Raw genomic sequence first — 26,034 nt, forward strand, 5'->3', positions numbered from 1 at the left:
GCCGGCTGCGGAGGATGCGCCGGTCTGGAATCTGGCGCGAGTTTACGGAGCGGAAATGGGGCTGGCAAGCGGCGGACGCGCACGCGGCAGCCGAACGGCAGCCCTGCAGATTCGAACTCGTCCAATTCACGGCCGGGGTCGCCCGCCCTAGAGTATCTGGACTGCCTCGCTGTGAGCGTGGCGGCACGGATCCATCGAGTTCAAACAGTAGCTCAACACGAGAAAGCCTGCATCACAGCGTGCAGCCCGCTTATTCCGGAACAGCGGAGAGCGGACGCATCCGAATGCCAATAAAAACTGGAGAGACGGGAATTGATAATCGAGGAAATATCGCGATGGGACGAAATCGAACAATCGATTTCCGCGCTGAGAAAGCGCGTCGTAATCGACTGCGGCCACGTTTCAGTGCGCCGCGACCGCCAGGGTTTCTCGTTCGGCGGTCGCGGAGGGCCCAGCGCGTCGACCTTGCAGACATTTGAACTCGGCGTAGCACTGCGCCGCCGACTGGCGGCCGAGGGCCGCGAGGCGACACTCAGCCTGTGCCTGTCCGATACTTCGCGCCTGCTCGGCGACAGCATGGGACGTGCGGATCTGGTATCGGCCATTGCAGAACGGCGCTGGTCCGCGATTTTGCCGTCCGAATATCTGCATCGGCTTTCGCGGGACGAATTCGATCAGATAACCGTGACCCTGCAGACGAGAAACAGCAATCGTTTTTCCGGGGCACTGAAGAAATTCAAGACCGCGGCATCACGCAGCGGGTCGTCCGAAGTCTTTTACCGGGAATTCGGAAGCCTGCTGCTGTCGAGTTTCGACGGCGACCGCCTGGCCGTCAGCACGCCGTTTCTGACCGAATGCGCGAACGAAGACGCCTATTACGAAAATGCCGACTGGAGAAACCCGGGCTATTTCGATCGCGAAGAAGACATCATCGCGAGACCCATGACCCGTCTCCTGAGAAGCGGCTTCATCAACCTGTACGAAAAGAGCTCCGGCATTCTCTGCCCGGCCACCTATGGTGGATTGCTGCTCAATTTCGACGAATCCAGCGACCACATCTGCATCTATTCGCGCCGTGATGATCCGCATATCGGCGAAAAAATCCTGCGCGGCGTCATCGCGGCCAATGCGGTCAGCCGCGACATGTCGCGGACCTTCCTGCAGATCGTATTTCCTGAAATCTCGCAGATCCCGGAAACCTCGCTGCTCGACTCGTCCCGCTTGAAACGATCGGACATGTCATGGGCCCGGTTTGCGAGCGCACTGGAGTTATGGGACGTCTTCAGCCGCATGGAGCCGTATGTGGAACGGAAAAACTCGGAGGACACGCCAGCATGAACAAATACTTCGATCATGCTGCATCAATGGAGGTCTCCGCCAAGGCCTGGCTCGATACGCTGTCCAGCTATGGGCCCGGCAATCCGTCCAGCGCGCACGGCGCGGGTGAGCAGGCACGCCGCATCATCAGCGACACCCGTCACCGGATCGCCGCCTGCCTCGGATGTCGCGCGGAACGCATCTATTTCACGTCAGGCGCCACTGAATCCGCCAACCTTCTGATCCAGGGATATCTGTCGACGCTGCGCCGCAAGGAAAGCACCCGTTCGGAGATCGTCGTGTCGGCGGTCGAGCATCCGGCCGTGTATCAGACGGTCATGTCCATGAAGAAGCAGGGGTACACCATCCGCGAACTGCCGGTGAACCGTCACGGCGTCGTCACGAGCGCGCATGTCGACGCGGCGGTCAACGAGCACACGGCGATGCTCTGCCTGATGGCCGTCAACAACGAAACGGGCGCCATCCAGCCCATCAATGAAGTCGCGCGCGCCGTCAAACTCGCCGATCCCGACATCCTGGTCGTGTGCGACGCAGTGCAGCATTTCGCCAAGTTGAACTGGCAGATCGACCTGGACGTCGTCGACGCCCTGTTCATGTCCGGCCACAAAATCGGCGCCGACAAGGGAGTCGGCTGCTTCTACCTGAATGGTCGATTCAAGCTCACGCCGCTCATGTACGGGGGCGCCCAGGAACAAACTTACCGCCCCGGCACCGAGAATGTATTCGGCATCGGCCTGCTCGGCGCCGCACTCCGGGAGGCAACGCGCGCGTCCGCAGACAAGCTCGCGCACGTCGGCGCGCTTGGCGAACGCCTGACTAACGGATTGGCCCAGGCCCGCATCGCCTTCAAGCGGTTGGTCCCCGCGGCAGACGCATCGGCCTACATCCTGGCGCTGGCCTTTCCTGGCGTGCCGTCACGGCAAATGGTCGCGGATCTGGCTGCGTCGGGATATTGCGTTTCGCAAGGGTCCGCATGCAGCAGCCATTCACTGGAGCCGTCCCGGGTGCTGTCGGCGATGCGCGTGCCGCCCGAGCACCTCAACTCACTGATTCGCATTTCCTTTTCGCCGAACCACACCATGCAGGACATCGACGAGCTCGCGAGGCACATCGTCGAAATCTGCCACGCGCGCAGCGACGCCTGACCGCCGGTAATCCACAGCGTGCGTGAACGACAACGGGCGCGCGCGCCACGAGAGGAGCAAACCCATGAAGGTTCTCATCATCGAGCCGTGCTTCTTCGGCCTCGGTTACATTCAGGCGGCCCGTGCGCTAGGCCTGGAATGCTGGGTGGTAACCAGCGACGCCACGCATCCGGATCAGTACGACTATCGCGATCAGGTGCGCGGTGTGCTGGTGTGCCCGGTAAACGACGCGCACGCCGTCAAGCACGCGCTGGAAGAAGCGGACCTGCTGCCGACCATCGGGGCCGTGGTCGCCGGCAATCAGTTCGTCACCGTGACAGCCGCGAAACTGGTCGCCTTGCTGGGACTGCGCGGCGTCCCCGCGCTCGCGGCCGAATGCGGCGTCCACAAGGATCTCGCACGGCACGCGTATCGAGAGGCGGGGGCGCCGTCGCTCGACTATGCACTGGTCGCGACCCTGGACGACGCGCAAGCCGCGGCAGCCCGAATCGGCTACCCGCTCGTGATCAAGCCGACCAGCAGCGCGTCGAGCAAGGGGGTCACGCTGCTGCAAGACGAGACCGCGCTCGAACCGGCGTATCGGCAGTTGCAGCAAACGGACTTCGGCATGTTCGGCCTGGCACGCCGTACCGAGTACTTGCTCGAAGCGTTCGCGGACGGTCGCGAGTTCAGCGTCGAGCTGGCGCTGGTCGACGGAACCGTTCGGTTTGCCGGCGTAACGGAGAAATGGGTGACGTCACCGCCGGCCTTTGTCGAGATCGGTCACGTATTCCCCGCGCGCCTCCCCGCGCGGCAACGCCAGGCACTGCTCGACGCGGCCCGCTCCGCGACGCAGGCGCTCGGCCTGGATACCGGCGTATTTCACATCGAGTTGCGCTGGACTTCGACTGGCCCGCGCATTATCGAAACCAACCCGCGCCCCGGTGGCGATCACATCACAACGCACCTGGTCCCGCTCGCAACCGGCATCGACCTGTTCAAGCTCCATCTGCGAGCGCTGCTGGGTGATGCCGAAACAACGCCCACCGCTCGAAACGCAGCGGCCGCCGTGGGGTTCGTCGTTGCCCCGCACGAAGGCGTACTGGAAGCGCTCGACGGTTGGGACGACGTCACTCGGCGCGACTACGTCGTCCATTGCGGGCTGGAAAAGAAACCGGGGGACCGCATTCGTCCACCCGAAAGCTCGGCTGACCGGATCGCATTCGTTATCGTGACCGGTGACACGGCCGACATCGCGGCCGACCGGATACAGGCGGTGCTGGGCGATGTCGTCGTCAGGATCGCACGATGAATCGACCGCTGCTTACGCTGCTCGCCTTTCACGCGCTCGACAAGCTCCTGTTCTTCTCGATTGCGCCGAACAAACCCATTTCCGCCTGGCAGGCAGGCTGGCTGGATGACTCTGGGCTCGCGCTGTTCTTCGTGATCCAGATCTTCTGCTACCGGCTCTTTCCTCTACTGGGTGGATTCCTCGCGGACCGGTATTCGAAACGCGCGACGCTCGCCTTCGGCTCGCTGCTACAGGCGCTCGGGCTGGCGGCACTGTGTCAGGCCACCTCGTCGCAAGCGCTGTTCTTCGCGGGCGGACTGGTCGGAATCGGTGGCGGGCTCCTGAATCCGGTCATTTACTCGATGCTGAGCCAGGTATCAGGCCCGGCCGGCAGCCGGGCTTTTTCCACGCACTATTTGTTGATCAACGTCGGAGCGCTGGCCGGCCCGCTTCTCCTGTGGCCTGCCTTCGGCAACACATGCCTGTGGCTCCTGCTTCCGGCTGGCGTCGCACTGGTGACCGTACTCGCTTCCTCGGCAGGATCACGCGCGATGCCGGCACAGGATCGATCCGCGTCTTGGTTCGCACCGCTGCACGACCCGATCTTCCTAAGGGTGTTCATCCTGTTCAGCGCGATCTGGGCGTGCTACACGATGATCTTTTCCAGCGCCCCCCTGATTGCAGCCGAACTCGAGTTACGCACGCAAGGCAACGTCTGGCTGGGCGTGAATTCGGCCACGGTCCTGCTCGCGTACCTGTGGACGCTGCGCCGCCCGGCAAGGGCCGGTATCTCCTGGTCCAGTGTGACGGCCGGACTCGCGCTGACCACCGTCGGCGTCACGCTGGTGGGAACAGCACCCGCCGGCTGGATCGTCGGCGTGGGCATTGTCGTGTTGAGCATCGGCGAACTCCTGTCGATCCCGGTGCTCTACCACCTGGTTTCCGAACACGCACCCGCGCATGCACGCAGCCGCTACTTTGGCTTTATCTGGGTCGCGGGCGCGTTCGGGGAGGCCGGCGCGCAAGCGCTGCTTTGGGCGTTTCCGCAGCCGCGCGCCGTCTGTATCGTGGCGGCCGCGATGCTGGCGATCGCCACCCTGACGACGACGCGCAAGGTCAAGGTTCGTGCGGCCGAAATCAATGCCACTGATAGTCGCGAGCTGTCGACGTCCCAGCGCGCGACCTGATGCAGCCGCCGCCCGGGCAGACACTCGACCGGCCGGCACGCCGGCGGCAACGCAAGCGTGCGCTCACATCGCGGCCGGCGCGGCGGACATCAGGGGTTGATGTACTGGAACAGCGACAGGTTCTGCAACTGCGCGTACGCCTTCTGCGAGCCCGTCAGCGCGTTCTGCATCTGCAGGAACTGGCTGATCGTCGTCACCATGTTGGTGCTCGTCAGGTCGGACAGGTTGCTGGTGACCTGAAGCGACGCAGTCTGGTTGACGGCCTGCATCGCCTTGACTTCCTGCTCGCGGCCACCGACCGATGCCTGGATCGTCGTGACGTTGCGCATCGTGTTGCCCAGCTTGGTCGAGCCCGTCATCAACGCGTTCTTCAGCGCCGCGCCTGCCACCGCGTTGCCCGTCACGGGCGTCTTCAGCGCCGCGATCATCGCGTCGAGCGTCGAGAACACGTCCGAGCCGCCGCTCGCCTGCGGCGCCGGCGCAACGGCAAACGTGTCGCCGGCGGCCGGCGTGCCCGACACCGCCACCGTCATTCCGCCGCCGAGCGAGATCGCCGAGCCCGACGAATAAGCCTGCGCCGGCGTGGTGGTGGGCGGGCTGACCGAGTTGTCGGTCACGGTGTAGGTCGGCGCGGCGGCCGTGCCGCCAAAGGTGATCGAGAACTGATGGCCGTTCGTCGCGATCGCCGGGTTCGTCACCGTGACCGCGCCGATCGTGCCGGTGCCCGTGTTGCTGGCGCCGGCCGACGGCACCGGCGAGCTGCCGATCGCCGGCACCGACATGAAGACGGCCGCGCCCGTGTCGCCCTGCGACACGGTGCTCGAATCGGCGATCTGCACCTGGCGCGTGCCGGTGTCGCCGACATAGGCGACGCTGCCGCTCGGCGTCGTCGAAAACGGCGCCGCCGAATTCTTCGTGCCGGCGAACAGGTAGTTGCCCGCGCCGTCGTTGGTGTTCGCGAGCGTCATCAACTGGTCGCGGTAACCCTGCAGCTGCGTGGCGAGCGCCGAGCGGTCGCTGTCGGACATCGAACCGTCGCCGGCGCGCACGAGCAGCGACTGCGTGTTCGTCAGCACGGTGCTCACGTTCTGCAGCGTCTGGTCCTCGGCCTGCAGCGACGCGAGCGCCGCGGTCTGGTTGGTCGCGTACTGCGACAGCGTCGCCGACGTCATCGACAGCTGCACGGCCTGCGCCGCGCCGGCCGGATTGTCCGCCGCGGTCTGCAGGCTCACACCGCTCGAGATCTGCTGATACAGCTGCGCAAGCTGGGCCTGCTGATCGTTCATTTGTGAAACGTTCAGCTGGAAGAACTGGGCGCTGGAAATCCGCATCGCTTCTATCCCTCGAATCCGGTCAATTGAACAGGCCGAGCACGGTCTGGAACAGCGTCGCCGCCGTCTGGATCACCTTCGCGTTCGCCTGGTAGAACTGTTGGTACTGCATCAGGTTGGCCGCTTCCTCGTTCGTGCTCACGCCCGACACCGACTGCTGCGCCTGGGTGATCTGGCCGATCAGCCCGGTCTGCGCGGCGCTCGACGATTTCAGCTGGGTCGTCGTGTTGCCGATGCCGTTCACGTAGCTCGCATACGCGCCCGTGAGCGTCGTCGTGCCGTTGCCGAACGCCTTCGAGTTGACCAGCTTCGACAGCGCGAGCGCGTTGGAGCCGTCGCTGGTGCCGCCCGCATACGGCCCGATCGTGAACGAGTCGCCGGTCGCCGGTGCGCCGGACAGCGTGACGCTCACGCCGTTGAGCGCGCCCGCGGCCGTTCCCGACATCGTCATCGTCGCGCCGGCCGCCGGGTCGTACGGGACGGTGTCCGTCGGGTTGTTGATCGTGACCGACGTCGGCGGCGTGGTGCCGATCGTCACCGTGGTGCCGACCGGGAAACCCGTCAGCGTCTTCGCCGTCGCGTCATAGGTCAGCTTGGTCGTCGGCACTTGATAGCCCGCGGTGACGCCGCCCAGCGTGATCTTGCCCGTGCCGGTGTTGGTGCTCGCCGCCGACGTGACGGCCGGCGAGGCTGCCGCGATCGCCAACGCGCTCGTCGTGGCGAGGCCGAAGCCGTTCAGCGCGCCGCGCGTCGGCAGCACGGTGAACTTGTCACCGGCACTCATCGAGCCCGACGGGGTCGAGAAATTCAGCCCGCCGAGCGAAACCGGCATCGGCCCCGCCTTCTGGTCGACCACCGCGCCGCTCGCGCGGTCGGTCAGCGTGTAGTTCGTGCCGTCGAAGGACAGCGTGTAGTCGCTCGTGGTCGGCTGCGACGCGTTCGCGAACGACACGGATAGCGACGCGTTGCCGGTATTGCCCTGGTTCGCGTACACGGTCGGCGACGGCGTCGTGAACAGGTTGCCGCCCTTGTTGCCCGACAGGTCGATGCCGAGCGCGTTCTGCGCGTTGACCTGCGCGGCGAAGCTGGTCGCGATCGCGCCGAGCTGGGCCTGGGCGGGGTCGAGCGTCTGGCTGCGGAACGCGAGCAGCCCGCCGAGCGTGCCGCCCGACAGCGACGAATCGGGCAACGGCTGGTTCGGCCCCTGCGGCTTCGCGCCGGCGATCCCCTGCGACACGACGGTCAGTTCGCTCGGATCCGACGGCGACGTGACGGCCGCAAGCTGGTAGCTCTTGTCGGCGACGACGAGCGGTTGGCCACCCGACATGAACACGCTGTAACCGCTGTCGTTGCGCACGACCTGGATACCGGCCAGGCCCGACAGGTTCGACACCGCGAGGTCGCGCTGGTCCAGCAGCTGGTTCGGCGGCTGCCCCTGGCTGCTCGCCGCCGCGATCTGCTGGTTCAGCTGCGCGATCTGCGCGGTGTACGTGTTGATCTGCGATACGGTGCTGGTGAGCTGCGTGTTCACGCTCTGGCGCAGCGCGTCGTACTGCTGGCCGGCCGCGTTGAGCTGGTTGGCCAGCGTCTGCGCGTTGCTGATCGCGGTCTGCCGCACCGACGGGTCGGACGCGTTGTTCGCGACGTTCTGCAGCCCGGTGAAGTAGTTCGTGATCCCGGTCGAGACCCCCGCCGTCGGGCTGCCGATGTAGTTGTTCAGCTGCGCGACGAGCGTGTACCACGTCGACAGCGCGCCGCCCTGCGTCTGCGCGGTGTTCAGCTGGTCGCTCAGGTACTGGCTGTACTGCCGCTGCACGGTGACGGTGTTCACGCCTTGCGGCATGTAACCGCTGCCCGAGTATTGGCTGCTCGCTTCCGCATACACGGGCCGCTGGACCGAATAGCCGGGCGTCGCCGCGTTGCTGATGTTGTTGCTGGTCGTCGTGAGGCCCCAGAGCGCGGCATTCAGGCCGCTGACGCCGAGGTTCATGAGTGTGTTGGACATGCGCGATCCTGATGAGCCGGCCGCGCGTCGCGGCCGCCGGGTTGCGTGACTCCCGGTATAACGGCCGCCGATCGAAAAAATTGAGGAAAAAATGCGCGCGCGACGCGCACGTGCGCGTCGCCGGTTCAGGCGTGCGGCCGAGGAGCCGCAAACACCGTGCGGGCCGCCCCGGGCGGGGCCGGCCGCCGCTTGCGCGTCAGGCCCGCGCGAGCGAGCGGCGCTTCATCTCGAGCTGCGTGATCAGCCGCTGCAGCGTGTTTTCCGCGCTGCCCGGCAACGACATGTAGCGGAAGCCGAGCTGGAAGCGCCGCGACCCGTTCGGCATCTGCGTCGAACGCTGCGACACGAGCTGCAGGTCGAGCGACAGCTTGCCGTGGCCGGTCAGCTCGAGCTCGACGTCGGGCAGCAGCGTGCCGACCTCGAGCGCCTCGACGCGTTCGTCGGCCGTGCGCAGCCCCACGCCGCCGAGCGACAGGTTGTGCACCTCGAACAGGAAGCTTTCGCCGTCCGGCAGCTTGCCGCGGCACAGGAACGGATCGACGATCGGCGCATCGACGCGGAAATATTCACGCCGCTGGATGCACATCAGCACGTCGGGGAAATCGGCGACGAACGCGGGCAGCCCCTCATAGCGCGTCTCGCGCGGCGTGCCCGTGGAGAATTCGACGCGCACGCCCTCCGGCGCGGCCGCGAACGTGCAGTGCGACGCGCCGAGGATGCCGGCGTTCTGCTCCGCCAGCGCACCCCAGTCGAACGTAAACGTCCGCGCGCCGACATCCACCTCGAGCAGGCGCGTGACGAGCTGGCCGCCCGGGTACTGGACGGTCAGGAAATCGCCGCGGTTGACGAGGTTGCGCAGCTGCACGCCGATTTCCAGCGGATTGCGGCGGGCATAGTCGGGCCCGGAGTGGCCTGCATCCAGGCTGGGGTCCGTCGACGTTTCGATATTCATGGCTAGCCGGTCATTCTTGTCATGGGCGCCCGGGCAACCGGTGCGCAATAAAACCGGGCCAGAACGGGGGCCCGGTCGCAGGTCTCTCACACTTAGCGGCAGTGCTGACCGAAAGTTTAGATCGAATTGGGGATTTTTTTCGCGCAAACGTTGAAACCGCGCGCGGCGGGCGGCCGGGCGCGGTCCAGAGGGTGCAACAGGCGGGAGCCGACGGGGGCCGTCAGCCGATCTGCTGCATGATCGAGATCAGCTTTTTCGCGTAGTTCGGATCGGTCGCGTAGCCGGCCTTCTGCATCCCGTGCGCGAAGCCTTCGACGCTGCGGCTCGCGCTCAGCACGCCCGAGTAGCGCGGGTTGTTCTTCAGCAGGTTCGCGTAATCGGTCATCGCGTGTTCATACGAATCGTACGCGCGGAATTTCGCGACCACGCGGCGCGGCGTGCCGTTCACGTATTCCGTGGTCAGCGCCGACACCGTGCGGCCGGTCCAGCCCTTGGTCGCCTTGATGCCGAACACGTTGTAGCTCGTCGAGCCGTCGGTCGCGCGGATCTCGCGCTTGCCCCAGCCCGATTCGAGCGCGGCCTGGCCGACGATGAAGCGCGCCGGGATGCCGGTCGATGCGCTGGCCGCCTGCGCGGGGCCCGCGAGCCGGTCGACGAACGCGTCGGCGTCCTGCACGCCGCTCGCGCCCTTCAGCGGCGGCGTCAGCGCGCTGCCGGCCGAATAGCCGCGCGTGCCGGCGAGCCCGCCGTTGTTGGCCGAGTTCGCGTAGGCCTTCGCCATCGCGTTCATCGCGGCGAGGCCGCCTTCGTTGCCGGACGCGCCGAAGCCGTCCGCGCCCAGCCCGGCCGCGCCGACGCCGGCTACCGTGTCGCTGCCCGCGCCCTGCCCCGCATTGCGCAGCAGCTGCTTCATCAGCGCGTCGGCCACGCCGATCCCGCGCGTCGACATCTGCTGCGCGAGCTGCTGGTCGAGCATCGACGTGTACATCTTCGACGTATGCGAATCGAACAGCCCGCCGTCGGGCGATGCGTCGCGCATGCTCTTGAGCATCATCTGCGTGAACATCGCGTCGAACTGGCCGGCGACCGCCTTCGCGCCGGCCCGCGGCGATTGCCTGGCCTGCTCGCGCAGGGCGTCGAAACCCTGCACGTCGAGCGCAAAGCGCTGCGTGAGGTCGTTCGCGTTCGGGAGACTGGCTGCCATTTAGATGATCTCCAGGTCGGCGCGCAGCGCGCCGGCGGCCTTCATCGCCTGCAGGATCGACATCAGGTCCGCGGGCGTCGCGCCGAGCGTGTTCAGCGCCTTCACGACGTCGGCGAGATTCGCGCCGGCCGTCACCATTTTCAGCGCTCCGTTGTCCTGCTTCAGCTGGATCTGCGACTGCTGCGCCACCACCGTCTGCCCGTTCGAGAACGGCCCCGGCTGCGACACCACCGGCTGCGTGTTGACGACGACCGACAGGTTGCCGTGCGCGACCGCGCAGCTCTGCAGCGTGACCATCTGGTTCATCACGATCGAGCCGGTGCGCGCGTTCAGGATCACCTTCGCCGCGGCCTTGTCCGGGCTGACGTCGAGGTTCTGCAGCCGCGCCATGAACGCGACCTGCTGCGCCGAATCAGCGGGCGCGGCGAGCTGGATCGTGCGCCCGTCGAGCGCCGTCGCGGTGCCCGGGCCGAAGCTCGAGTTGACCGCGGACACGATCCGCTGCGCGGTGCCGTAGTCCATGTCGTTCAGTTGCAGCTGCAGCACGCCGTTCATCTGCGCGATCGCGTTCGGCACCGAACGCTCGACGATCGCGCCGCCGACGATCCGGCCGGCCGCGAGCTGGTTCACCTGCACGCGGCTGCCGTTCGCGCTGGCGCCGGCGCCGCCGACCGCCATGTTGCCCTGCGCGAGCGCATAGACCTGGCCGTCCGCGCCTTTCAGCGGCGTCAGCAGCAGCGTGCCGCCGCGCAGGCTCTTCGCATTGCCGAGCGACGACACGGTGACGTCGAGCGCCTCGCCCGGCCGCGCGAACGGCGGCAGCGTGGCGGTCACCATCACGGCCGCGACGTTCTTCAGCTGCATGTTGCTCAGCTGCGACGCGCCGCCGTTGGCCGACCCGTTGTTGATCGAGATGCCGAGGTTCGCGAGCATGTTCGCGAGCGTCTGCGTGGTGAACGGCGTCTGCATCGTCTGGTCGCCCGTGCCGTCGAGGCCGACGACGAGGCCATAGCCGATCAGCGGGTTGTCGCGCACGCCCTGGATCTGCGCGAGATCCTTCAGGCGTTCCGCGTGCGCGGGCGCCGCGCCGAATGCGCAGGCCATCGCCACGAGCGCGACGGCGAGCCGCGCGGCGGCGTGCACGCGGGCAGACAGGCGGTCGAGAAGCGTCTTCTGCATCGTCATCACCACGGCGCGATGTTGAGGAAGAAGCGCTGCAGCCAGCCCATCGTCTCGGCTTCGTTGATGTAGCCCTTCGCCGAGTATTCGATCTTCGCGTCGGCGACCTGCGTCGAGTAGACGGAGTTCGCGCCCGAGATCGTGTTCGGGTTGACGACACCCGAGAAGCGCACGAATTCGTTGCCCTGGTTGATCAGCATCTGCTTCTCGCCGCTGACCACGAGGTTGCCGTTCGGCAGCACGTTGGTGACGGTCACCGTAATCGTGCCGTTGAACGTGTTCGCCGCGCTCGCGCCGCCGGTCGCCGCGAACTTGTTGTTGCCGGTCGCCGACAGGTTCGCCTTCGCGAACAGGCCGCCGAGGAAGCCGGCCGTCGGCACGTTGAAGTCGGTGTTGCCCTGCCGGTTCGTGTTCGCCCCCGACGATTTGGTCGCGTTGATGTTCTCCGCGATCATGATCGTCAGGATGTCGCCGACGTTGCGCGGACGCTGATCCTCGAAAAGCGGCCGCCCCGCGTAGCCGGGGTTGTAGATCGAGCCGGGCGCCTGCATCGACATCGGCGTCGGCGGCTGCGCCGTCATCGGCTGCTGGATGATCGGATCGCGCGGAATCTGCGCGCAGCCGGCGGCGAGCGCCGCCACCGCGACCGCGCATGCGGCGCGGACGGTGGCTGACGGGAGGAGGCGAACCTGCTTCATGGCGACGACGGGTGTTCCGGTTAGCTCTTCATCTGCGTGACGGTCTGCAGCATCTGGTCGGACGTCGTCACGGCCTTGCTGTTGATCTCGTAGGCACGCTGCGTCTGGATCATGTTGACGAGCTCCTGCACGACGTTCACGTTCGACGCTTCGACGTAGTTCTGGTTGAGCGTGCCCGCGCCGTTCAGCCCCGGTTGCGACACGTTCGGCGCGCCCGACGACGTCGTCTCGGAGAACAGGTTCTCGCCGCGCGCCTCGAGGCCGGCCGGGTTGATGAAGGTCGCGACCTGCAGCGAGCCGATCTGCACCGAATTGGTCGAGCCCGCCTGCGTGACCGTCACGACGCCGTCCTTGCCGATCGTCAGCGACGTCGCGTTCTGCGGGATCGTGATCGCCGGCAGGACCTGGTAGCCGCTCGACGTGACGAGCTGGCCCTGCGCGTTGGTCTGGAACGCGCCGTCGCGCGTGTACGCGTTCGTGCCGTCCGGCATCAGCACCTGGAAGAAGCCCGCGCCGTTGATCGCGACGTCCTTCGCGTTGCCGGTCTGCGTGAGGCCGCCCTGCGTGTACCGGCGCTCGGTCGCGACCTGCTGCACGCCGGTGCCGAGCTGCAGGCCCGACGGCAGTTCCGTCTGCTGCGTCGAGTTCGCGCCCGGCTGGCGAATGGTCTGGTACAGCAGATCCTCGAACACCGCGCGCGACGCCTTGAAGCCGTTCGTGCTGGTGTTCGCGAGGTTGTTCGAAATCACGTCCATCTGCGCCTGCTGCGCATTCATGCCGGTGGCGGCAATGTAGAGCGAACGGTTCATTTGTCAGTTCTCCTGCTAGGCTGGCGCGGGCGCTCAGCTGAAATTGAGCAGCTGGTTCGCCGTCTGCTCGTTCTGGTCGGCCGTCTGGATCAGCTTCGACTGCAGCTGGAACGCGCGCGCGTTGTCGATCATCGCGACCATCGCGGTCACCGGGTTGACGTTGCTGCCTTCGAGCGAATTCGGCGTGACGACCACGTTCGGGTCGGCGTCGGCCGGATTGCCGTCGGCGGTGCGGAACAGCCCGTCGTTGCCGCGCGTGAGCGTGGCCGGGTCGGGGTTCACGAGCTTCATCTGGTCGACGATCGCGACCGCCGTCGGCGGGTCGCCCGGCATCAGCGCGGAAATCGTGCCGTCCTTGCCGATCGTCACTTCCGCGTTCGGCGGCACCGAGATCGGGCCGCCGTTGCCGACCACCGGCAGGTTGCTCGCGTTGACGAGCTGGCCGTTCTCGTCGACGTGCAGGTTGCCGGCGCGCGTGTACGCCTCGCTGCCGTCGGCCGCCTGCACCGCCAGCCAGCCCGCGCCCTGCACGGCGACGTCGAGCGGGTTGCCGGTGCGCGTGATCGGACCCGGCGTGTAGTCGGCGCCCGGCGTCGACGCGAGCACGTAGGTGCGCGTCGTCGTCGGGTCGCTCGTGCTGCCGTCGCCGAAATTCATCGGCACCGCGCGATACGTCGCGAGCTGCGCGCGAAAGCCCGTCGTCGACGCGTTCGCGAGGTTGTTCGCGACCACCGCCTGCTGGTCGAGCGACTGCGACGCACCCGTCATCGCCGTGTAGATCAGTCGGTCCATGGCTGCCCGTTATCCGCGCTTACAGGTTGATGATCGTCTGGTCGACAGCCTGCTGCGTCTTGATCGTCTGCGCGTTCGCCTGGTAGTTGCGCTGCGCGGTGATCAGGTTGACGAGCTGCGACGTGAGGTCGACGTTCGAGTTTTCCAGCGCGCTGCCCTGCAGCTTGCCGTGGTTCGTGCTGCCCGGCGCCGAGATCTGCGGCACGCCCGACGCGGAGCTTTCCGCGTACTGGTTGCCGCCGAGGCTCACCAGCCCGTTCGGGTTGTTGAAGTTCGCGAGCGCGATCTGGCCGAGCACGGCGGTCTGGCCGTTCGAGTAGTTGCCGGTCAGCTTGCCGTCGGTGCCGATCGTGTAGGTCGTCAGCGTGCCGCTCGCGTAGCCGTCCTGCGTGAGGTTGTTCACGCCGTTCTTGCCGCCGTACTGCGTCGTGCCGGTCAGGTCGAGCGTGAGGTTCTGCGGCGTCGCCGAGCCGTCGGTGTTCGGCACCGTGAACTGGAACTGGCCGACCGACGTGGTCGGCGTGGGCGGCGTGCCCGTGGTCGTGCTCTTGATCGCGCCCGACGCGTCGAACGTGACCGTGCCGAGATCCGTCGTGGCGCCGCCCTGCACGCCCGCGTACGCTTCCCACGTGCCGGCCGCCGACTTCACGAAGTACATGTTGACCGCCTGCGAACCGCCGAGCGAGTCGTACACCTGGATCGACGTCGAGTAGTTGTAGGTCGTGTTGTCGGTCGCGCTGAACGGCGTCTTGGCCGGCACCGTGTCCTGCGAATTCAGGTTGAACTGCGCGCCGATCTTGGTCGTCGCGGTCGGCGCGATGTTGGTCGTCGGCGCCTGCAGCGGCACGGTCTGCGCGGTGTTGATCACGCCGCCCGCGTTGGCCGCATAGCCCATCAGGTTACGGCCTTGCGAGTCGACGATGAAGCCGTTCTTGTCGCGCTGGAACGTGCCGTCGCGCGAGTAGGTCGTCACGCCGTTGTTCGACATCTGGAAGAAGCCGTTGCCGTTGATCGCGACGTCGAGCGACGAGCTCGTCGTGTTGATCGTGCCCTGGCCGAAGTTCTGCTGCACCGCGTTCAGCGACGTGCCGATACCGATCTGCGTGTTGGTCGACGTCGCGACCGAATTCGCATACATGTCGGCGAACTGCGCGGTGCTCGACTTGAAGCCGACCGTGTTCGCGTTCGCGATGTTGTTGCCGATCACGTCGAGCGCGTTCGATGCACCCGCGAGGCCGCTCAGACCCTGTTGATAACCCATTTCGGTCTCCGTTTCGAGATTGCTCGATCAGTATCAGTTGGAGGAGGTGCCGCTGCCGGACGAATTCGACGCGGACGACGTGGTGTTCGGGAAAATCGACGCGACCTGGGTCAGCCCCACGGTCGTGCCGTTCGACAGCACGAGCCCCGCCGTGCCGTCCGCCTGCTTGATCACGCTCTGCACGGTCGACGCCGCGAGCGTCGTGGCCGGCTGCGGCGTGCCGTTGCTGTCGGTGTACGACGCGCTGACGGTGTACTTGCCGTCCGGCAGTGCGTTGCCCGCCGCGTCGGTCGGCGTCCAGTTGAACGGCACGGTGCCGGCCGACTGCGCGCCCGCGTTGATCGTGTTCACCACGGTGCCCGCCGCGTTCTTCACGGTGATCGTCAGGTTCGACACCGAACTCGCGAGCGACACGCCGAACGGCGACGCCGCGCCGCTCTTCACCGCGACCGCGTTGCCCGGCGCGAGCACGTTCGTGCCGATCAGCAGCGCGGCCTGCGTCTGCTGGCCGGCCGTGAGCTGCGAGGACAGCGACGTGAGCGACGTGTTCAGCTGCGCGATGCCGCTCACCGTGTTGATCTGCGCGAGCTGCGACGTCATCTGCGAGCTGTCGACCGGGCTGGTCGGATCCTGGTTCTGCAACTGCGTGACGAGCAGCTTCAGGAACGTCGCCTGCAGGTCGCTCGCCGACGTGCCGTTGGTCGACGACACGTTGTTGGTGTTCATCGTGTCGGTCGGCAGCGTCGACACGTTGGTGCCGTTGCTGCCGATCGTCGTGCTGGAGGAAGTCATCCTGGGTGGCCTTCTGTCGGAACTGTCGGATCGGTAAGATCGGGCGACGCGCGGCTTACGAGCCGATCGTCAGCGTCTTGAGCATCAGCGTCTTCGCGGTGTTCAGCGTCTCGACGTTGGCCTGGTACGAGCGCGATGCCGAAATCATGTTCACCATCTCCTGCACCGGGTCGACGTTCGGCATCTGCACGTAGCCGTTCGAATCGGCGGCCGGGTTCGACGGGTCGTAGGTCGACTTCATCGGCGACGGGTCGTCCATCACCTTCGTCACGCGCACGCCGCCCACGCCCTGGCCGGACGCGGTGCGCGCGCCGCCGATCGGGTCGGTCGCGAACACGACCTGCTTGGCCTTGTACGGCTTGCCGTCGGGGCCGGTCGCGCTGTCGGCGTTCGCGAGGTTCGACGCGGTGACGTTCAGGCGCTGCGACTGCGCGGACAGCGCCGAGCCGGCGACGCCGAAGATGTTCATCAACGAAGGCATGGAAGCTCCTTTTGCTCGGATTCGGCGGCGGTGCGCGCCGTCACTGGTTCGACGTGATCGCGGCGATCATCGCCTTGATCTGCTGGGTCATCACGGTCATCCCGGTCTGGTAGTGCAGCGCGTTGTTCGCGAACTGCACGCGCTCGACGTCGAGATCGACCGTGTTGCCGTCGAGCGACGGCTGCAGCGGCATCCGGTACTGCGCGCGGCCGTAGTCGTCCGACGGGCCGCCCGTCGGGATCAGCTTCGCGGTGCCGGCCATGTGGCCCGCCGCCGTCGACACCATCGACATCCCGTTCGTCACGCCGGCCGGCTGGGCCATCGGCAGTTGCGCCGCGTTGCTCGGCGCGAGGCCGCCGCCCGCCTGCTTCAGCGAGCGCGCGAGCGTCGACGCGAAATCGACGTCGCGGGCCTGGTAGCCGGGCGTGTCGGAGTTCGCGATGTTCGACGACAGCAGTTCCTGCCGGTAGGCGCGCACGTCCAGCGCCTGTCGGCCGAACGCGAATTCCGCATCGAGTTTGTCCAGCATGTGTGCGTCTCTCCGTATGAAGCGCTGCACGCCCCTCATGCCGGATGGCGACGCGAGAGGCTTTTTTCCATGACAGCGATGGTAGGCGTCCGACGCAACCGGCAATCGGGCGAATAACGCGGCAAAGGCCCCCTCTATTCATCGTTTGCGCGACCGCCCCGCTCCCTAGAATGCGAAGCGGAGCAACGGATCGGGGATACGGCGATGACTGGCAGCGCACTTCGCGGAAGGAACGGGCGGCTCACGCACGTCCGGCGTGCGTTTGCGCCGTTCGCGCTCATCGCGGCGCTGTGGATCGCCGCCCCGGCCGCGCACGCGGACGACGGGATGATCGTGATTCCGGGGCGCGGCGAGACGGCCGAAACCGCGCTCGCGCATGCCAATGCGGCGAGCGGCGGGCAGTTCGGCGGGAATGCGGCGACGGCGCCGGGTTCGGGCCTGGCGCCGGACACGGGGCGCGCGGCGAGCAGCGCGGGTGGGAGCGCGGAAGTCGCCGCCGGCGCGTCCGGCGCCGGCTACGCGGCGCAACCAGCCGGCACGATGGTCGTGACGACCGTCCCGCCGCCGGCTCCTATGCCAGTCGCAGCGCCGCGCCCCGTCTACGCAGCCGCCCGCATGAACGCCGGAACCGGATACGGCGCGCCGCGCGCCGCCGATCCGAACGCGATCGCGACGGTCGTCGCCGGCACGGCCGAACCCGCATCGAATTCCGCACGGCCGGCCCCGCAGCCGGCCATGGCCGCGCGCCTGGCGGCGGCCCGCGCCGCGTCAGCCGCAGCGGCGCCGCGCGCCGTCCCGGTTTCCGCGAACCCGGCCCCGGCGGCCAATGCCGCCAATTCCGCCAATGCCGCCACCGCGGCCCAGCCCGCGACGCCGCCCGGCCAGCAGGATCCCGAGTCGATCCGCCGCACGGCCCTCGCGTTCCTGCAGCAGCAGGTCGCCGGCCTGCCCGGCAAGACCACCACGACGGTCACGACCGCGTTTCCGCGCGGGCTCGCCGCGTGCACGACGCTCGAGCCGTTCATGCCGACCGGCGCGCGCCTGTGGGGCCGCACGACGGTCGGCGTGCGCTGCGCGGGCGAGCGGCCGTGGACCGTCTACCTGCAGGCAAAAGTCACCGTGCAGGCCACCTACTACGTCGCCGCGCGCCAGATCGCGCCCGGCGAGCCGCTTTCCGCAGCCGACCTGGTCGCCCGCGACGGCGACCTGACGGTGCTGCCGCTCGCGGTGATCACCGATCCGGCGCAGGCGATCGGCGCGACCGCGCTCGCGCGCATCTCGGCCGGGCTGCCGCTGCGGCAGGACCTGCTGAAGAGCGCGGCGTCGGTGTCGGCCGGCCAGACGGTGCGGGTGGTCGCGGCCGGGCCCGGTTTCACGATTTCGGCCGAGGGCAGCGCGCTGGCGAATGCCGCGCCCGGCCAGTCGGTACGGGTGCGGATGGCGGCGGGCCAGATCGTCACGGCGATCGTCAAGGACGCCGGCACCGTGGAAATTCCGCTATAGGGACGGATCTGCCGGCAAGAATGTAAAGAATTGTTTATTCGGGGCATTTCGGGCTCGCGATGCTAAAGTTCGGGCCGACCCGGCCGTTATCTGGGTCAAACCGAACAGGAAACCCATCGTGAAGATCGATTCCACTCCGAACCCGAGCCCCCTGGCGCCGACCGGCAACGGCGCGACCCGTGCGCAATCCGGCGCGGCCTCGTCCTCGTCCGCGCAGGCGGCCGATGCGGGGTCGACCGGCGGCGACCCGAGCGTGAACCTGTCGGGGCTGTCCGGGCGGTTGCGCTCGGTAACCGCGTCCGGCAACGGCGATATCGACACGGGCCTGGTCCAGTCGATCAAGGACGCGCTGAACAATGGCACGCTGACGATCGACGCGAACAAGATCGCCGACGGCGTATTGAATACCGCCCGAGAGCTGCTGCAGCAGCAGCGCCCGGGTAACTGAAGCGGGCCTCGCGAGGCCCGCCCCCCCCGGTTTGCCGGCGCTCCCGCGCCGGCGCGACGAGCATGACGCGATGAGAGAAGAGCTGCTGGCCACGGTCAATGACGAACACGCGACGGTCGAGGCGTTCGCGTCCCTGCTCGCGTACGAGGAAAAGGCGCTGACGATGGCGCAGCCGCTCGAGATGCTGCCCGGGATCGTCGAGAAGAAAAGCGAGCTGATCGACCGGCTCGCGCAGCTCGAACGCACGCGCGACACCCAGCTTTCCGCACTCGGCTTTCCGGCCGGCAAGAAGGGGATGGACCAGGCCGCCGAGCGCGATGCCCGCCTCGCCGGCCGCTGGCAGTTGCTGCAGCAGTCCGCCGAACGCGCGCGCCAGGCCAACGCGAACAACGGGATGCTGATCCGGATCCGGATGGACTACAACGAGCGCGCGCTCGCGGTACTGCGCTCGGCGCCCGCGCCGGCCGGCATCTACGGCGCCGACGGCCGCGTGTCGGCCCTCACGCGCTGAAGCACTGACTGCCTGACTGGCTGATCGGCGGCCGCGCCGCCACCGTACCTTCCCCGCCGTTCGCGGCACGTCACGTTTCGACAGACCGGGCCCGAGCCCGGCACCCACGGTCCCTTCCGATACACGGTCGCGCAGCCGCGCGCCGTCCCGTCACAACAATCAGAAGAGGGCCGCATGCCAACTGTCCGCATTCCGTTTTCATCCCGCGTCGCTGCCGTTTGCGCTGTCGCCACGCTGGGCGCCGCGTTGACGCTCCCCGCCGCCCACGCCGCCAGCCCCGCGCCGCTGCCCACGCCGACGGGCGACATGTCGCTGTCGCCGGCCGGCCCCGACGTCGTGCCGCCGGCTGTATCGAGCCCGCCCGGCGCCACGCCGCGCGCGTCCCGCCGCGGATCCGACACCTACACGTACCTGCGCTGCTGGTACCGGCTCGACGCGGACCCGCTGAAGCCGGCCGCGACCTACGAATGGGCGCGCAACCCGGCCGGCGGCGACTGGTATCGCGTGTCCGGCTACTGGTGGGCGGACGGCATCACGCAGTGGAAGAACATGTTCTACAGCACGACGCCGCAGGACACGCTCGCCGACGTGTGCCGCAAGACACTGGCCGCGAAAGGCATCAGGACCGAGCTCGTGCAGGCGGTCGCGGCGAACAACGCGCTGTCGTTCAACTACACGGTATGGACCATCGACGCCGCGCAGCAGGACGCGCGCGTCAACAAGCTGATCGTGTTCGGCGACAGCCTGTCCGACACGCAGAACATGTTCAACGCGAGCCAGTGGAAGCTGCCGAACGGCACGAGCTGGAATGCGGGGCGCTTCAGCAACGGCCCGGTGTGGGCCGAATATCTCGCCAACACGCTGCGGCTGCCGTTCTACAACTGGGCGATCGGCGGCGCGGCGACCGACCAGTACCTCGTCGTGCCGGGCCTCGTGCAGCAGATCGACTCGTGGCGCGAATACATGGATCGCGCGCCGGACTACCGGCCCGCCAACACGCTGTTCGCGGTGTTCGCGGGCGGCAATGACCTGGTGAACTACGGGCGCTCGCCCGAGCAGGCGGCGAATGCGGTGCGCGACAGCCTCGAGCGGCTCGCCGCGGCCGGCGCGACGCGGATCATGCTCGTCACGCTGCCGGACGTGTCGCGCGCGCCGGTGTTCGCGACCCGCACCGACACCGCGAGCGTCGCCGCGCAGGTGAAGGACTACAACCAGCGCCTCGCGGACGCGGCCGCCGCGCTGCGCGCCCGCTACGGCGCGACGCTGCGGCTCGAGGTATTCGACGCGTATGCGCTGTTCGACGACCTGCTGAGCCACCCGGCCCAGTACGGCTTCGACGACGCGAAGCGTTCATGCCTCGACATCCCGAAGCCGACGTCGCTCACCTACCTGAGCGCGCAGACGCCGCGTGCGGACTGCCGCGATCCGGCGCGCTTCGTGTTCTGGGACACGCTGCACCCGACCACGCGCACGCACGCGTGGCTCGCCGAGCGGATCGCGCCGTTCGTGCGCGCACGCCTGCTGAACTGAGCGGCGCGCCCTGCCGTGCCTACAGCAGCGGACACGCGGTGACCTGCGTGCCGCGCTCCACGCACAGCCGCTCGTAGTCGCGCAGGTACGCGCGCTCGTCGTCGTCCAGCAGGTCGAGATCGATCAGGTCCCAGTCGTAGCCGACCGTCACGATGTTCTCGAACGTGACGGTATCCGGCTGCGCGTCGTCCCGGTGGATGATCACGATGTTCTCGATCCGTACGCCGCCCTTGCCCGGCACGTAGATGCCCGGCTCGACCGAGACCACCGCATTCGGCACGAGCCCGTACTGAGCGCCCGGCGCGAACCGCACGCCGCCCTCGTGCACGTGAATCCCGACGCCGTGCCCGGTGCCGTGGCCGAAATCGTGGCCGTGGTCGCGGCACACCTGCCGCACGAGCGCATCGACGTCGCCGCCCTTTGCGTCGCTCGGGAAGCGCGTGACGAGCCCCTTGATGCAGGCCTTCAGCGCGACCGTGTAGATCTCGCGCTGCCACGGCTGCGCGACCGTTTCCGGCCGGGTCCGGCGCAGCACCACACGGGTGCAGTCCGTCGCGAAGCCGGCTTCGTAGTACGCGCCGCTGTCGAGCAGCACGAGTTCGCCTTCCGTCAGCTCGACGTCGGCGCTCGCCGCCGTGTAATGCGCGAACGCGCTGTTCGCGCCGTTCGCCGCGATCGACGGAAACGTCAGCGCCACCGCCGAGCGTGCGCCGTACGCGTCGTTGATCCTGCGCGCCAGATCGTATTCGGTGTGGCGCGCGCCCGGCTCGCCGGCCTTCGCCCAGCGCATCGTCTCGGCGATCGCCGCGGAGCTGCGCGCGAACGCGTCGCGGAACTGGTCGAGCACCGCCGGCGTCTTGCTGGCCCGCATCGCCTCGACCGGGTTGAAGTCGGCCTGCCGCGCGTGCGGCCACACCCGCTTCACCGCGTCGACGAGCGCGCAGTTCACCGATTCGAAGCCGTAGCACACGTGCTCGACGTCGAACTGCGCGAGAAAGCGTTCGAGCGCCGCGACATCGCGCCGGATCACGTGCAGCGCCGGATACGACGCGAGCGTGACCTCGCAGCGGTCGCAGCCTTCCGGCAGGAACAACGCCACCTCGCCGCCGACCACGAACAGGAAGCCGAGGTGCGACGACGCATTCGGAATGTGATAGCCGCGGCTGTTCAGCAGATACGCGAGATCGTCCGATGCGCAGGTGAAGAACGCGGTTTTGCCGTCCGGCGCGCCGGTATGCGCGGCGAGCTGGCGGTTCAGCGTGTCGAGGTTCTGCGCGACGCTCAGGCCGGTCGCCGATTCCGGCACTTCGAAGATCGGCCGCTCGACGACCCAGCCAGGCAGCGCGATCGCGCGATCGATCTCGCGGTCGACGAGGCTCGTCCAGTCGAGCGACGCGGCCTGCGTCCGTTCGAACAGCCGATCGCGCTGCGCGACGCTGATCCGCCGCGCGTCGTAGCCGACCCGTGCGAGCCGGCTGCCGTGCGCGACCAGCCAGTCGGCCATCGCCTGCCAGATCGTCACGTTCATCCCGAGCTTCTCGATGCGCACGCGCGCCGGATCGCACTGCTGCTCGGCCTGCAGGTGATAGCGGCCATCGACGAACAGCACGAACGGGGGCAGATCGAGCGCCTGCGCGGTCGCCGCGCTCAGGAAGATCCCGCAGCCGGCCGAGCCGTTGAAACCCGACACCGCATAGCGCGGATTGTTGGCGAGCGGCAGGTACTCGGTCACGTATTCGTCCTGCGACGTGACCAGCACCGCGTCGAGCCGCGCCGCGTCGAGCAGGCGCGACAGGCCCGCCTGCGTGTCGACGACGGATGCGTCGTACGGGGGAAGGCCGGAGAAGCTGTATTTCAGTCGATCGATCATCGGAAGCCCGTTATGCATTGTTGTCGGCGGCCGGCGGTGACGCAGCGGAGTGCAGGCCCGGGGCAGGCCTGATGCGGCACGGCGCCGCTGCAGGTGGACGTTCGGCCCGGCGCGGCACGGCGCCGGACCGCCGTGCCGTTCCGGCAGCAGTCCTTGAAAAAATTTTCGTCCCACTTAACTTTTTTTGATACGCGCGACAGAATCTAGAGCACGCCGAAATTGAGGTCAAGCTAAAATTTTCGTAGGGCTAAAATCGCCGCGGCACCTGCGTATCCCGGCACAACGCCGCATGAATTCGCCCGGCGACACGGCGCGGTACAATGCGCCGGCATCGCCGTCCCGACGGCCGTGCTTCGTGCGAGGCGCGGAAATCACCGTCCGGCGACTGCACCGCCCGTCCGCTCGCCTCCCGACTCGTTGTCACGAAAGAGATTCATGGATTCAGACATCATGCGTATCGGCCAGCGCATTCGCCGCCTGCGCCGGGAAGCGAAGAAGACGCTGCTGGAAGTCGCGACCGAGGCGAAGCTGTCGGTCGGGTTCCTGTCCCAGGTCGAGCGCCACCTCACGGGCATCTCGCTGTCGTCGCTCGTCAACGTCGCGAAGGCACTCGGCGTGCCGCTCGGCGCGCTGATCGACCAGCCGCGCCAGGCCCAGCCCGATTCGTACGAGGGCCGCCGCAAGCCGTACGCGCTCGACGCCAGGTCGCAGTGGTACGAACGCCTTTCCACCACGTTCGACGGCAGCCAGATCAATGCGCTCAAGGTGCAGATGATGGAAGGCTACCGCTCGGAATGGGTCGCGCACGGCGGCGACGAATTCGTGTACGTACTGGCCGGCCGGATCTGCTACACGGTCGGCAAGAAGGATTACCCGCTGTCGCCCGGCGACTCGCTGCACTTCGACGCGCGCAAGCGGCATCGGGTCGCGAACGTGGGCGACGGGCCGGCCGAGGTGATCGCGGTCGGCACGCTGCCGCTGTTCGACGACCGTGGCACGGGGTTCGTGTCGGCGACGATGGACGTCGGGAAAGCGGCGCCCGCCGCACGTGCGACACCGGGCGAGCCGCGCGCGAGCCGCCGTGGGCCGGCGCCCAAGCGGGCGGAGCGCGAGCGCGACGCCGGCGCGGCGGGAAAGGACAAGAAGGCCGCGGCCAAGCCGCGCGCATCCGCCGGCAAACGCCCGGCGGCCGCGAAGCCGGCGCGCAAGAAGAAGTCGTAACGGTTGCCGGGCGGCGGACGCAAGGCGTGCGCCCATCCCGCCGCCCTATTCGCCGGCCCTATTCGCCGATCTCGAGCGCCTGCGCGACGGCCGCGATCCGTGCGCGATGCACGGCGTCCTTGATCTTCTCCGTATCGTTGCCGATGCCGCGCGCGATTGCGCCGGCATCGACGCTGCGCGCGGCCGCGAGCGCGACGCGCAGCCGCTCGGCCTGCGGATACGGCTGGGTGTCGAGCCCGAGCCGCCCGCGCGCATCCGATTCGCACGCCTGCAGCATCTCGGCGAAACGCGCCGGCTTGCGCAGCGCGTCGCTGCGCTCGAACAGCCGCACCAGCGCGGCCGCGCCCATCTCCATCACGCGATGCAGGTTGCCGTGCTCGCGCGCGACGACCAGCGCGAGATCGCGGCATTCGTTCGGCACGCGCAACCGCTCGCACAACGGCTTGAGCAGGTCGACGCTGCGGCCCTCGTGGCCAACGTGGCGCGGCAGCACGTCGGCCGGCGTCGTCGCCTTGCCGAGATCGTGCGTGAGCGCCGCGAAGCGCACCGGCAGCGAATACCCCTGCTTCGCCGCATAGTCGACGACCATCATCACGTGCACGCCCGTGTCGACCTCCGGGTGGTAGTCGGCGCGCTGCGGCACGCCCCACAACGCATCGACTTCCGGCAGGATGCGCGCGAGCGCGCCGCACTCGCGCAGCACCGCGAACATCCGCGACGGCTTCGCTTCCATCAGCCCGCGCGCGATTTCCTGCCACACGCGCTCGGGCACGAGCGCGTCGACCTCGCCCGCGTCGACCATCCGTCGCATCAGCGCGAGCGTTTCGTCCGCGACCGTGAAATCCGCGAACCGCGCGGCGAAGCGCGCGATGCGCAGGATCCGCACCGGATCCTCGACGAACGCGTCGCTCACGTGCCGGAACACGCGCGCGCGCAGGTCGGCCTGCCCGTCGAACGGATCGATCACGGGCCCGACCAGGTCGCCCTCGAGGCTCACCTCGCGCGCCATCGCGTTGATCGTCAGGTCGCGCCGCGCGAGATCCTCGTCGAGCGTCACGTCCGGCGCGTAGTGGAACTGGAAGCCGTGATAGCCGGCCGCCGTCTTGCGCTCGGTGCGCGCGAGCGCGTACTCCTCCTGCGTGCGCGGATGCAGGAATACCGGGAAATCCTTGCCGACCGGCCGGAACCCCTGCGCGGCCATCTGCTCGGGGGTCGCGCCCACCACCACGTAGTCGCGGTCCTGCACGGGCACGCCGAGCAGTTCGTCGCGGATGGCGCCGCCTACTGCGTAGATGTTCATGGCTGCGGCTCGTATTCGGCGATCACGTTCGTTTCGCGGCGCGCGGCGTCGATCCAGCGCTGCACGGCCGGCAGCGCCGTCACGCGCGCCGCATAGCCGGCCGCTTCCGGCGACAGGCCCGGCGCGTACGTGTTGAAGCGCATCACGACGGGCGCGTACATCGCATCGGCGATGCCGAATTCGCCGAACAGGAACGGGCCGCCCGACGCCTCGAGACACGCGCTCCACAGCGCATCGATGCGCGCGACATCGGCGAGCGCGTCGGGTGTGGCGCCGCGCCCCGGCATCGACGCGCGCACGTTCATGCCCATCTGCGTGCGCAGCGCCGCGAAGCCCGAATGCATCTCGGCCGCGACGCAGCGCGCATGCGCGCGCTCGAGCGGATCGGCCGGCCACATCGGAAACTGCGGATAGCGTTCGGCGAGCGTCTCGGCGATCGCGAGCGAATCCCAGATCGCGACGCCGTGGTCGTCGATCAGGCACGGCACCTTGCCGGACGGCGAATACTCGCGGATGCGCGCGGCCGTGTCATCGTGGCGCAGCTCGATCGCGATCTCGTCGAACGGGATGCCGAAATGCGCGAGCAGCAGCCACGGACGCATCGACCATGACGAGTAGTTCTTGTCTCCAATGACGAGTTTCATGACGGTGATCCGGAAAACGCGAAGGTGAAAAGGA

The 26,034-nt window shown here is 67.8% G+C and carries 24 protein-coding genes; 9 read left to right on the forward strand and 15 right to left on the reverse strand.

The window, feature by feature from the left end; all coding sequences use genetic code 11:
* Positions 1–312: 312 nt before the first annotated feature.
* From CFB41_RS16035 to CFB41_RS16050, 4 genes are all read left to right on the forward strand, one after another.
* Positions 313–1,338, forward strand: coding sequence for a hypothetical protein (locus tag CFB41_RS16035; RefSeq protein ID WP_144029936.1), 1,026 nt, complete (start codon positions 313–315; stop codon positions 1,336–1,338).
* Positions 1,335–2,483, forward strand: a complete 1,149-nt coding sequence (locus tag CFB41_RS16040; RefSeq protein ID WP_179250054.1) for a cysteine desulfurase family protein — start codon at positions 1,335–1,337, stop codon at positions 2,481–2,483. The genes CFB41_RS16035 and CFB41_RS16040 overlap by 4 nt, the downstream gene beginning before the upstream one ends.
* 64 nt (positions 2,484–2,547) lie before the next feature.
* Entirely contained in the window at positions 2,548–3,774 is a 1,227-nt protein-coding gene (locus CFB41_RS16045) for an ATP-grasp domain-containing protein (protein ID WP_089457067.1), read from the forward strand.
* Positions 3,771–4,940: an MFS transporter gene (locus tag CFB41_RS16050; RefSeq protein WP_089457068.1), complete on the forward strand. Its 1,170-nt coding sequence runs from the start codon at positions 3,771–3,773 to the stop codon at positions 4,938–4,940. The genes CFB41_RS16045 and CFB41_RS16050 overlap by 4 nt, the downstream gene beginning before the upstream one ends.
* A gap of 89 nt (positions 4,941–5,029) precedes the next feature.
* Here the strand turns inward: CFB41_RS16050 and flgL are convergent, their stop codons facing one another.
* The 12 genes from flgL to flgB all read right to left on the reverse strand — a co-directional run bounded on the left by flgL (position 5,030) and on the right by flgB (position 16,973).
* The gene (flgL, locus tag CFB41_RS16055; RefSeq protein ID WP_089457069.1) at positions 5,030–6,271 is read right to left on the reverse strand and encodes a flagellar hook-associated protein FlgL; all 1,242 of its coding nucleotides are present in this window, start codon (positions 6,269–6,271) and stop codon (positions 5,030–5,032) included.
* Positions 6,272–6,293: 22 nt separating this feature from the next.
* Positions 6,294–8,276: a flagellar hook-associated protein FlgK gene (gene flgK, locus CFB41_RS16060; RefSeq protein ID WP_089457070.1), complete on the reverse strand. Its 1,983-nt coding sequence runs from the start codon at positions 8,274–8,276 to the stop codon at positions 6,294–6,296.
* Positions 8,277–8,472: 196 nt separating this feature from the next.
* Positions 8,473–9,228: a flagellar brake protein gene (locus CFB41_RS16065; protein WP_039369150.1), complete on the reverse strand. Its 756-nt coding sequence runs from the start codon at positions 9,226–9,228 to the stop codon at positions 8,473–8,475.
* A 220-nt stretch (positions 9,229–9,448) separates the two neighbouring features.
* Entirely contained in the window at positions 9,449–10,432 is a 984-nt protein-coding gene (flgJ, locus tag CFB41_RS16070; protein WP_089457071.1) for a flagellar assembly peptidoglycan hydrolase FlgJ, read from the reverse strand.
* Positions 10,433–11,611: a flagellar basal body P-ring protein FlgI gene (locus CFB41_RS16075; protein WP_089441342.1), complete on the reverse strand. Its 1,179-nt coding sequence runs from the start codon at positions 11,609–11,611 to the stop codon at positions 10,433–10,435. It abuts the gene before it with no gap.
* A 5-nt stretch (positions 11,612–11,616) separates the two neighbouring features.
* Entirely contained in the window at positions 11,617–12,309 is a 693-nt protein-coding gene (gene flgH, locus CFB41_RS16080; protein WP_089441206.1) for a flagellar basal body L-ring protein FlgH, read from the reverse strand.
* Between the two features lie 20 nt (positions 12,310–12,329).
* Positions 12,330–13,118 carry a flagellar basal-body rod protein FlgG gene (gene flgG / locus CFB41_RS16085; RefSeq protein ID WP_069249069.1) on the reverse strand — a complete coding sequence of 263 codons (789 nt, stop codon included), beginning with the start codon at positions 13,116–13,118 and terminating at the stop codon, positions 12,330–12,332.
* Positions 13,119–13,151: 33 nt separating this feature from the next.
* On the reverse strand, positions 13,152–13,910 hold the full coding sequence (gene flgF / locus CFB41_RS16090; RefSeq protein WP_089426515.1) for a flagellar basal-body rod protein FlgF: 759 nt from the start codon (positions 13,908–13,910) through the stop codon (positions 13,152–13,154).
* A gap of 19 nt (positions 13,911–13,929) precedes the next feature.
* Entirely contained in the window at positions 13,930–15,171 is a 1,242-nt protein-coding gene (flgE, locus tag CFB41_RS16095; protein WP_089457072.1) for a flagellar hook protein FlgE, read from the reverse strand.
* Between the two features lie 33 nt (positions 15,172–15,204).
* Positions 15,205–15,963 (reverse strand): flagellar hook assembly protein FlgD, encoded by a 759-nt coding sequence (locus CFB41_RS16100; RefSeq protein WP_089441209.1) that lies wholly within the window; start codon positions 15,961–15,963, stop codon positions 15,205–15,207.
* A 55-nt stretch (positions 15,964–16,018) separates the two neighbouring features.
* A complete protein-coding gene (gene flgC, locus CFB41_RS16105; protein WP_011353470.1) occupies positions 16,019–16,444 on the reverse strand; it encodes a flagellar basal body rod protein FlgC in 426 nt (141 codons plus the stop codon).
* Positions 16,445–16,484: 40 nt separating this feature from the next.
* Positions 16,485–16,973: a flagellar basal body rod protein FlgB gene (gene flgB / locus CFB41_RS16110; protein ID WP_069249073.1), complete on the reverse strand. Its 489-nt coding sequence runs from the start codon at positions 16,971–16,973 to the stop codon at positions 16,485–16,487.
* Between the two features lie 204 nt (positions 16,974–17,177).
* On the opposite strand from flgB, the gene flgA reads away from it, so the two are divergent.
* From flgA to CFB41_RS16130, 4 genes are all read left to right on the forward strand, one after another.
* Entirely contained in the window at positions 17,178–18,476 is a 1,299-nt protein-coding gene (gene flgA, locus CFB41_RS16115; RefSeq protein WP_089457073.1) for a flagellar basal body P-ring formation chaperone FlgA, read from the forward strand.
* A gap of 118 nt (positions 18,477–18,594) precedes the next feature.
* Positions 18,595–18,924, forward strand: coding sequence for a flagellar biosynthesis anti-sigma factor FlgM (gene flgM, locus CFB41_RS16120; protein WP_089441212.1), 330 nt, complete (start codon positions 18,595–18,597; stop codon positions 18,922–18,924).
* A 70-nt stretch (positions 18,925–18,994) separates the two neighbouring features.
* The gene (locus CFB41_RS16125; RefSeq protein WP_089431819.1) at positions 18,995–19,435 is read left to right on the forward strand and encodes a flagella synthesis protein FlgN; all 441 of its coding nucleotides are present in this window, start codon (positions 18,995–18,997) and stop codon (positions 19,433–19,435) included.
* Between the two features lie 174 nt (positions 19,436–19,609).
* A complete protein-coding gene (locus CFB41_RS16130) occupies positions 19,610–20,965 on the forward strand; it encodes an SGNH/GDSL hydrolase family protein (RefSeq protein ID WP_089457074.1) in 1,356 nt (451 codons plus the stop codon).
* Positions 20,966–20,984: 19 nt separating this feature from the next.
* Here the strand turns inward: CFB41_RS16130 and CFB41_RS16135 are convergent, their stop codons facing one another.
* The gene (locus tag CFB41_RS16135; protein WP_089457075.1) at positions 20,985–22,835 is read right to left on the reverse strand and encodes a M24 family metallopeptidase; all 1,851 of its coding nucleotides are present in this window, start codon (positions 22,833–22,835) and stop codon (positions 20,985–20,987) included.
* A 435-nt stretch (positions 22,836–23,270) separates the two neighbouring features.
* Between CFB41_RS16135 and CFB41_RS16140 the strand changes: the two genes are divergently transcribed.
* Positions 23,271–24,056, forward strand: coding sequence for a helix-turn-helix domain-containing protein (locus CFB41_RS16140; protein ID WP_089457076.1), 786 nt, complete (start codon positions 23,271–23,273; stop codon positions 24,054–24,056).
* Positions 24,057–24,114: 58 nt separating this feature from the next.
* Here the strand turns inward: CFB41_RS16140 and CFB41_RS16145 are convergent, their stop codons facing one another.
* Together CFB41_RS16145 and CFB41_RS16150 are read right to left on the reverse strand one after the other, a co-directional pair.
* Entirely contained in the window at positions 24,115–25,356 is a 1,242-nt protein-coding gene (locus tag CFB41_RS16145) for a multifunctional CCA addition/repair protein (RefSeq protein ID WP_089457077.1), read from the reverse strand.
* A complete protein-coding gene (locus CFB41_RS16150) occupies positions 25,353–26,000 on the reverse strand; it encodes a glutathione S-transferase family protein (protein WP_089441217.1) in 648 nt (215 codons plus the stop codon). The genes CFB41_RS16145 and CFB41_RS16150 overlap by 4 nt, the downstream gene beginning before the upstream one ends.
* Positions 26,001–26,034 lie beyond the last annotated feature (34 nt).

Source organism: Burkholderia sp. AU33803 (assembly GCF_002223095.1).
Taxonomy (GTDB): Bacteria; Pseudomonadota; Gammaproteobacteria; order Burkholderiales; family Burkholderiaceae; genus Burkholderia.

What these genes read in the sequence shown, in the direction of transcription:
- CFB41_RS16040 (WP_179250054.1), top strand. Translation starts at nt 1,335, where the DNA reads ATGAACAAATACTTCGATCATGCTGCATCAATGGAGGTCTCCGCCAAG.
- CFB41_RS16045 (WP_089457067.1), top strand. Translation starts at nt 2,548, where the DNA reads ATGAAGGTTCTCATCATCGAGCCGTGCTTCTTCGGCCTCGGTTACATT.
- CFB41_RS16050 (WP_089457068.1), top strand. Translation starts at nt 3,771, where the DNA reads ATGAATCGACCGCTGCTTACGCTGCTCGCCTTTCACGCGCTCGACAAG.
- flgL (WP_089457069.1), bottom strand. Translation starts at nt 6,271, where the DNA reads ATGCGGATTTCCAGCGCCCAGTTCTTCCAGCTGAACGTTTCACAAATG.
- flgK (WP_089457070.1), bottom strand. Translation starts at nt 8,276, where the DNA reads ATGTCCAACACACTCATGAACCTCGGCGTCAGCGGCCTGAATGCCGCG.
- CFB41_RS16065 (WP_039369150.1), bottom strand. Translation starts at nt 9,228, where the DNA reads ATGAATATCGAAACGTCGACGGACCCCAGCCTGGATGCAGGCCACTCC.
- flgJ (WP_089457071.1), bottom strand. Translation starts at nt 10,432, where the DNA reads ATGGCAGCCAGTCTCCCGAACGCGAACGACCTCACGCAGCGCTTTGCG.
- CFB41_RS16075 (WP_089441342.1), bottom strand. Translation starts at nt 11,611, where the DNA reads ATGCAGAAGACGCTTCTCGACCGCCTGTCTGCCCGCGTGCACGCCGCC.
- flgH (WP_089441206.1), bottom strand. Translation starts at nt 12,309, where the DNA reads ATGAAGCAGGTTCGCCTCCTCCCGTCAGCCACCGTCCGCGCCGCATGC.
- flgG (WP_069249069.1), bottom strand. Translation starts at nt 13,118, where the DNA reads ATGAACCGTTCGCTCTACATTGCCGCCACCGGCATGAATGCGCAGCAG.
- flgF (WP_089426515.1), bottom strand. Translation starts at nt 13,910, where the DNA reads ATGGACCGACTGATCTACACGGCGATGACGGGTGCGTCGCAGTCGCTC.
- flgE (WP_089457072.1), bottom strand. Translation starts at nt 15,171, where the DNA reads ATGGGTTATCAACAGGGTCTGAGCGGCCTCGCGGGTGCATCGAACGCG.
- CFB41_RS16100 (WP_089441209.1), bottom strand. Translation starts at nt 15,963, where the DNA reads ATGACTTCCTCCAGCACGACGATCGGCAGCAACGGCACCAACGTGTCG.
- flgC (WP_011353470.1), bottom strand. Translation starts at nt 16,444, where the DNA reads ATGCCTTCGTTGATGAACATCTTCGGCGTCGCCGGCTCGGCGCTGTCC.
- flgB (WP_069249073.1), bottom strand. Translation starts at nt 16,973, where the DNA reads ATGCTGGACAAACTCGATGCGGAATTCGCGTTCGGCCGACAGGCGCTG.
- flgA (WP_089457073.1), top strand. Translation starts at nt 17,178, where the DNA reads ATGACTGGCAGCGCACTTCGCGGAAGGAACGGGCGGCTCACGCACGTC.
- CFB41_RS16125 (WP_089431819.1), top strand. Translation starts at nt 18,995, where the DNA reads ATGAGAGAAGAGCTGCTGGCCACGGTCAATGACGAACACGCGACGGTC.
- CFB41_RS16130 (WP_089457074.1), top strand. Translation starts at nt 19,610, where the DNA reads ATGCCAACTGTCCGCATTCCGTTTTCATCCCGCGTCGCTGCCGTTTGC.
- CFB41_RS16135 (WP_089457075.1), bottom strand. Translation starts at nt 22,835, where the DNA reads ATGATCGATCGACTGAAATACAGCTTCTCCGGCCTTCCCCCGTACGAC.
- CFB41_RS16140 (WP_089457076.1), top strand. Translation starts at nt 23,271, where the DNA reads ATGGATTCAGACATCATGCGTATCGGCCAGCGCATTCGCCGCCTGCGC.
- CFB41_RS16145 (WP_089457077.1), bottom strand. Translation starts at nt 25,356, where the DNA reads ATGAACATCTACGCAGTAGGCGGCGCCATCCGCGACGAACTGCTCGGC.
- CFB41_RS16150 (WP_089441217.1), bottom strand. Translation starts at nt 26,000, where the DNA reads ATGAAACTCGTCATTGGAGACAAGAACTACTCGTCATGGTCGATGCGT.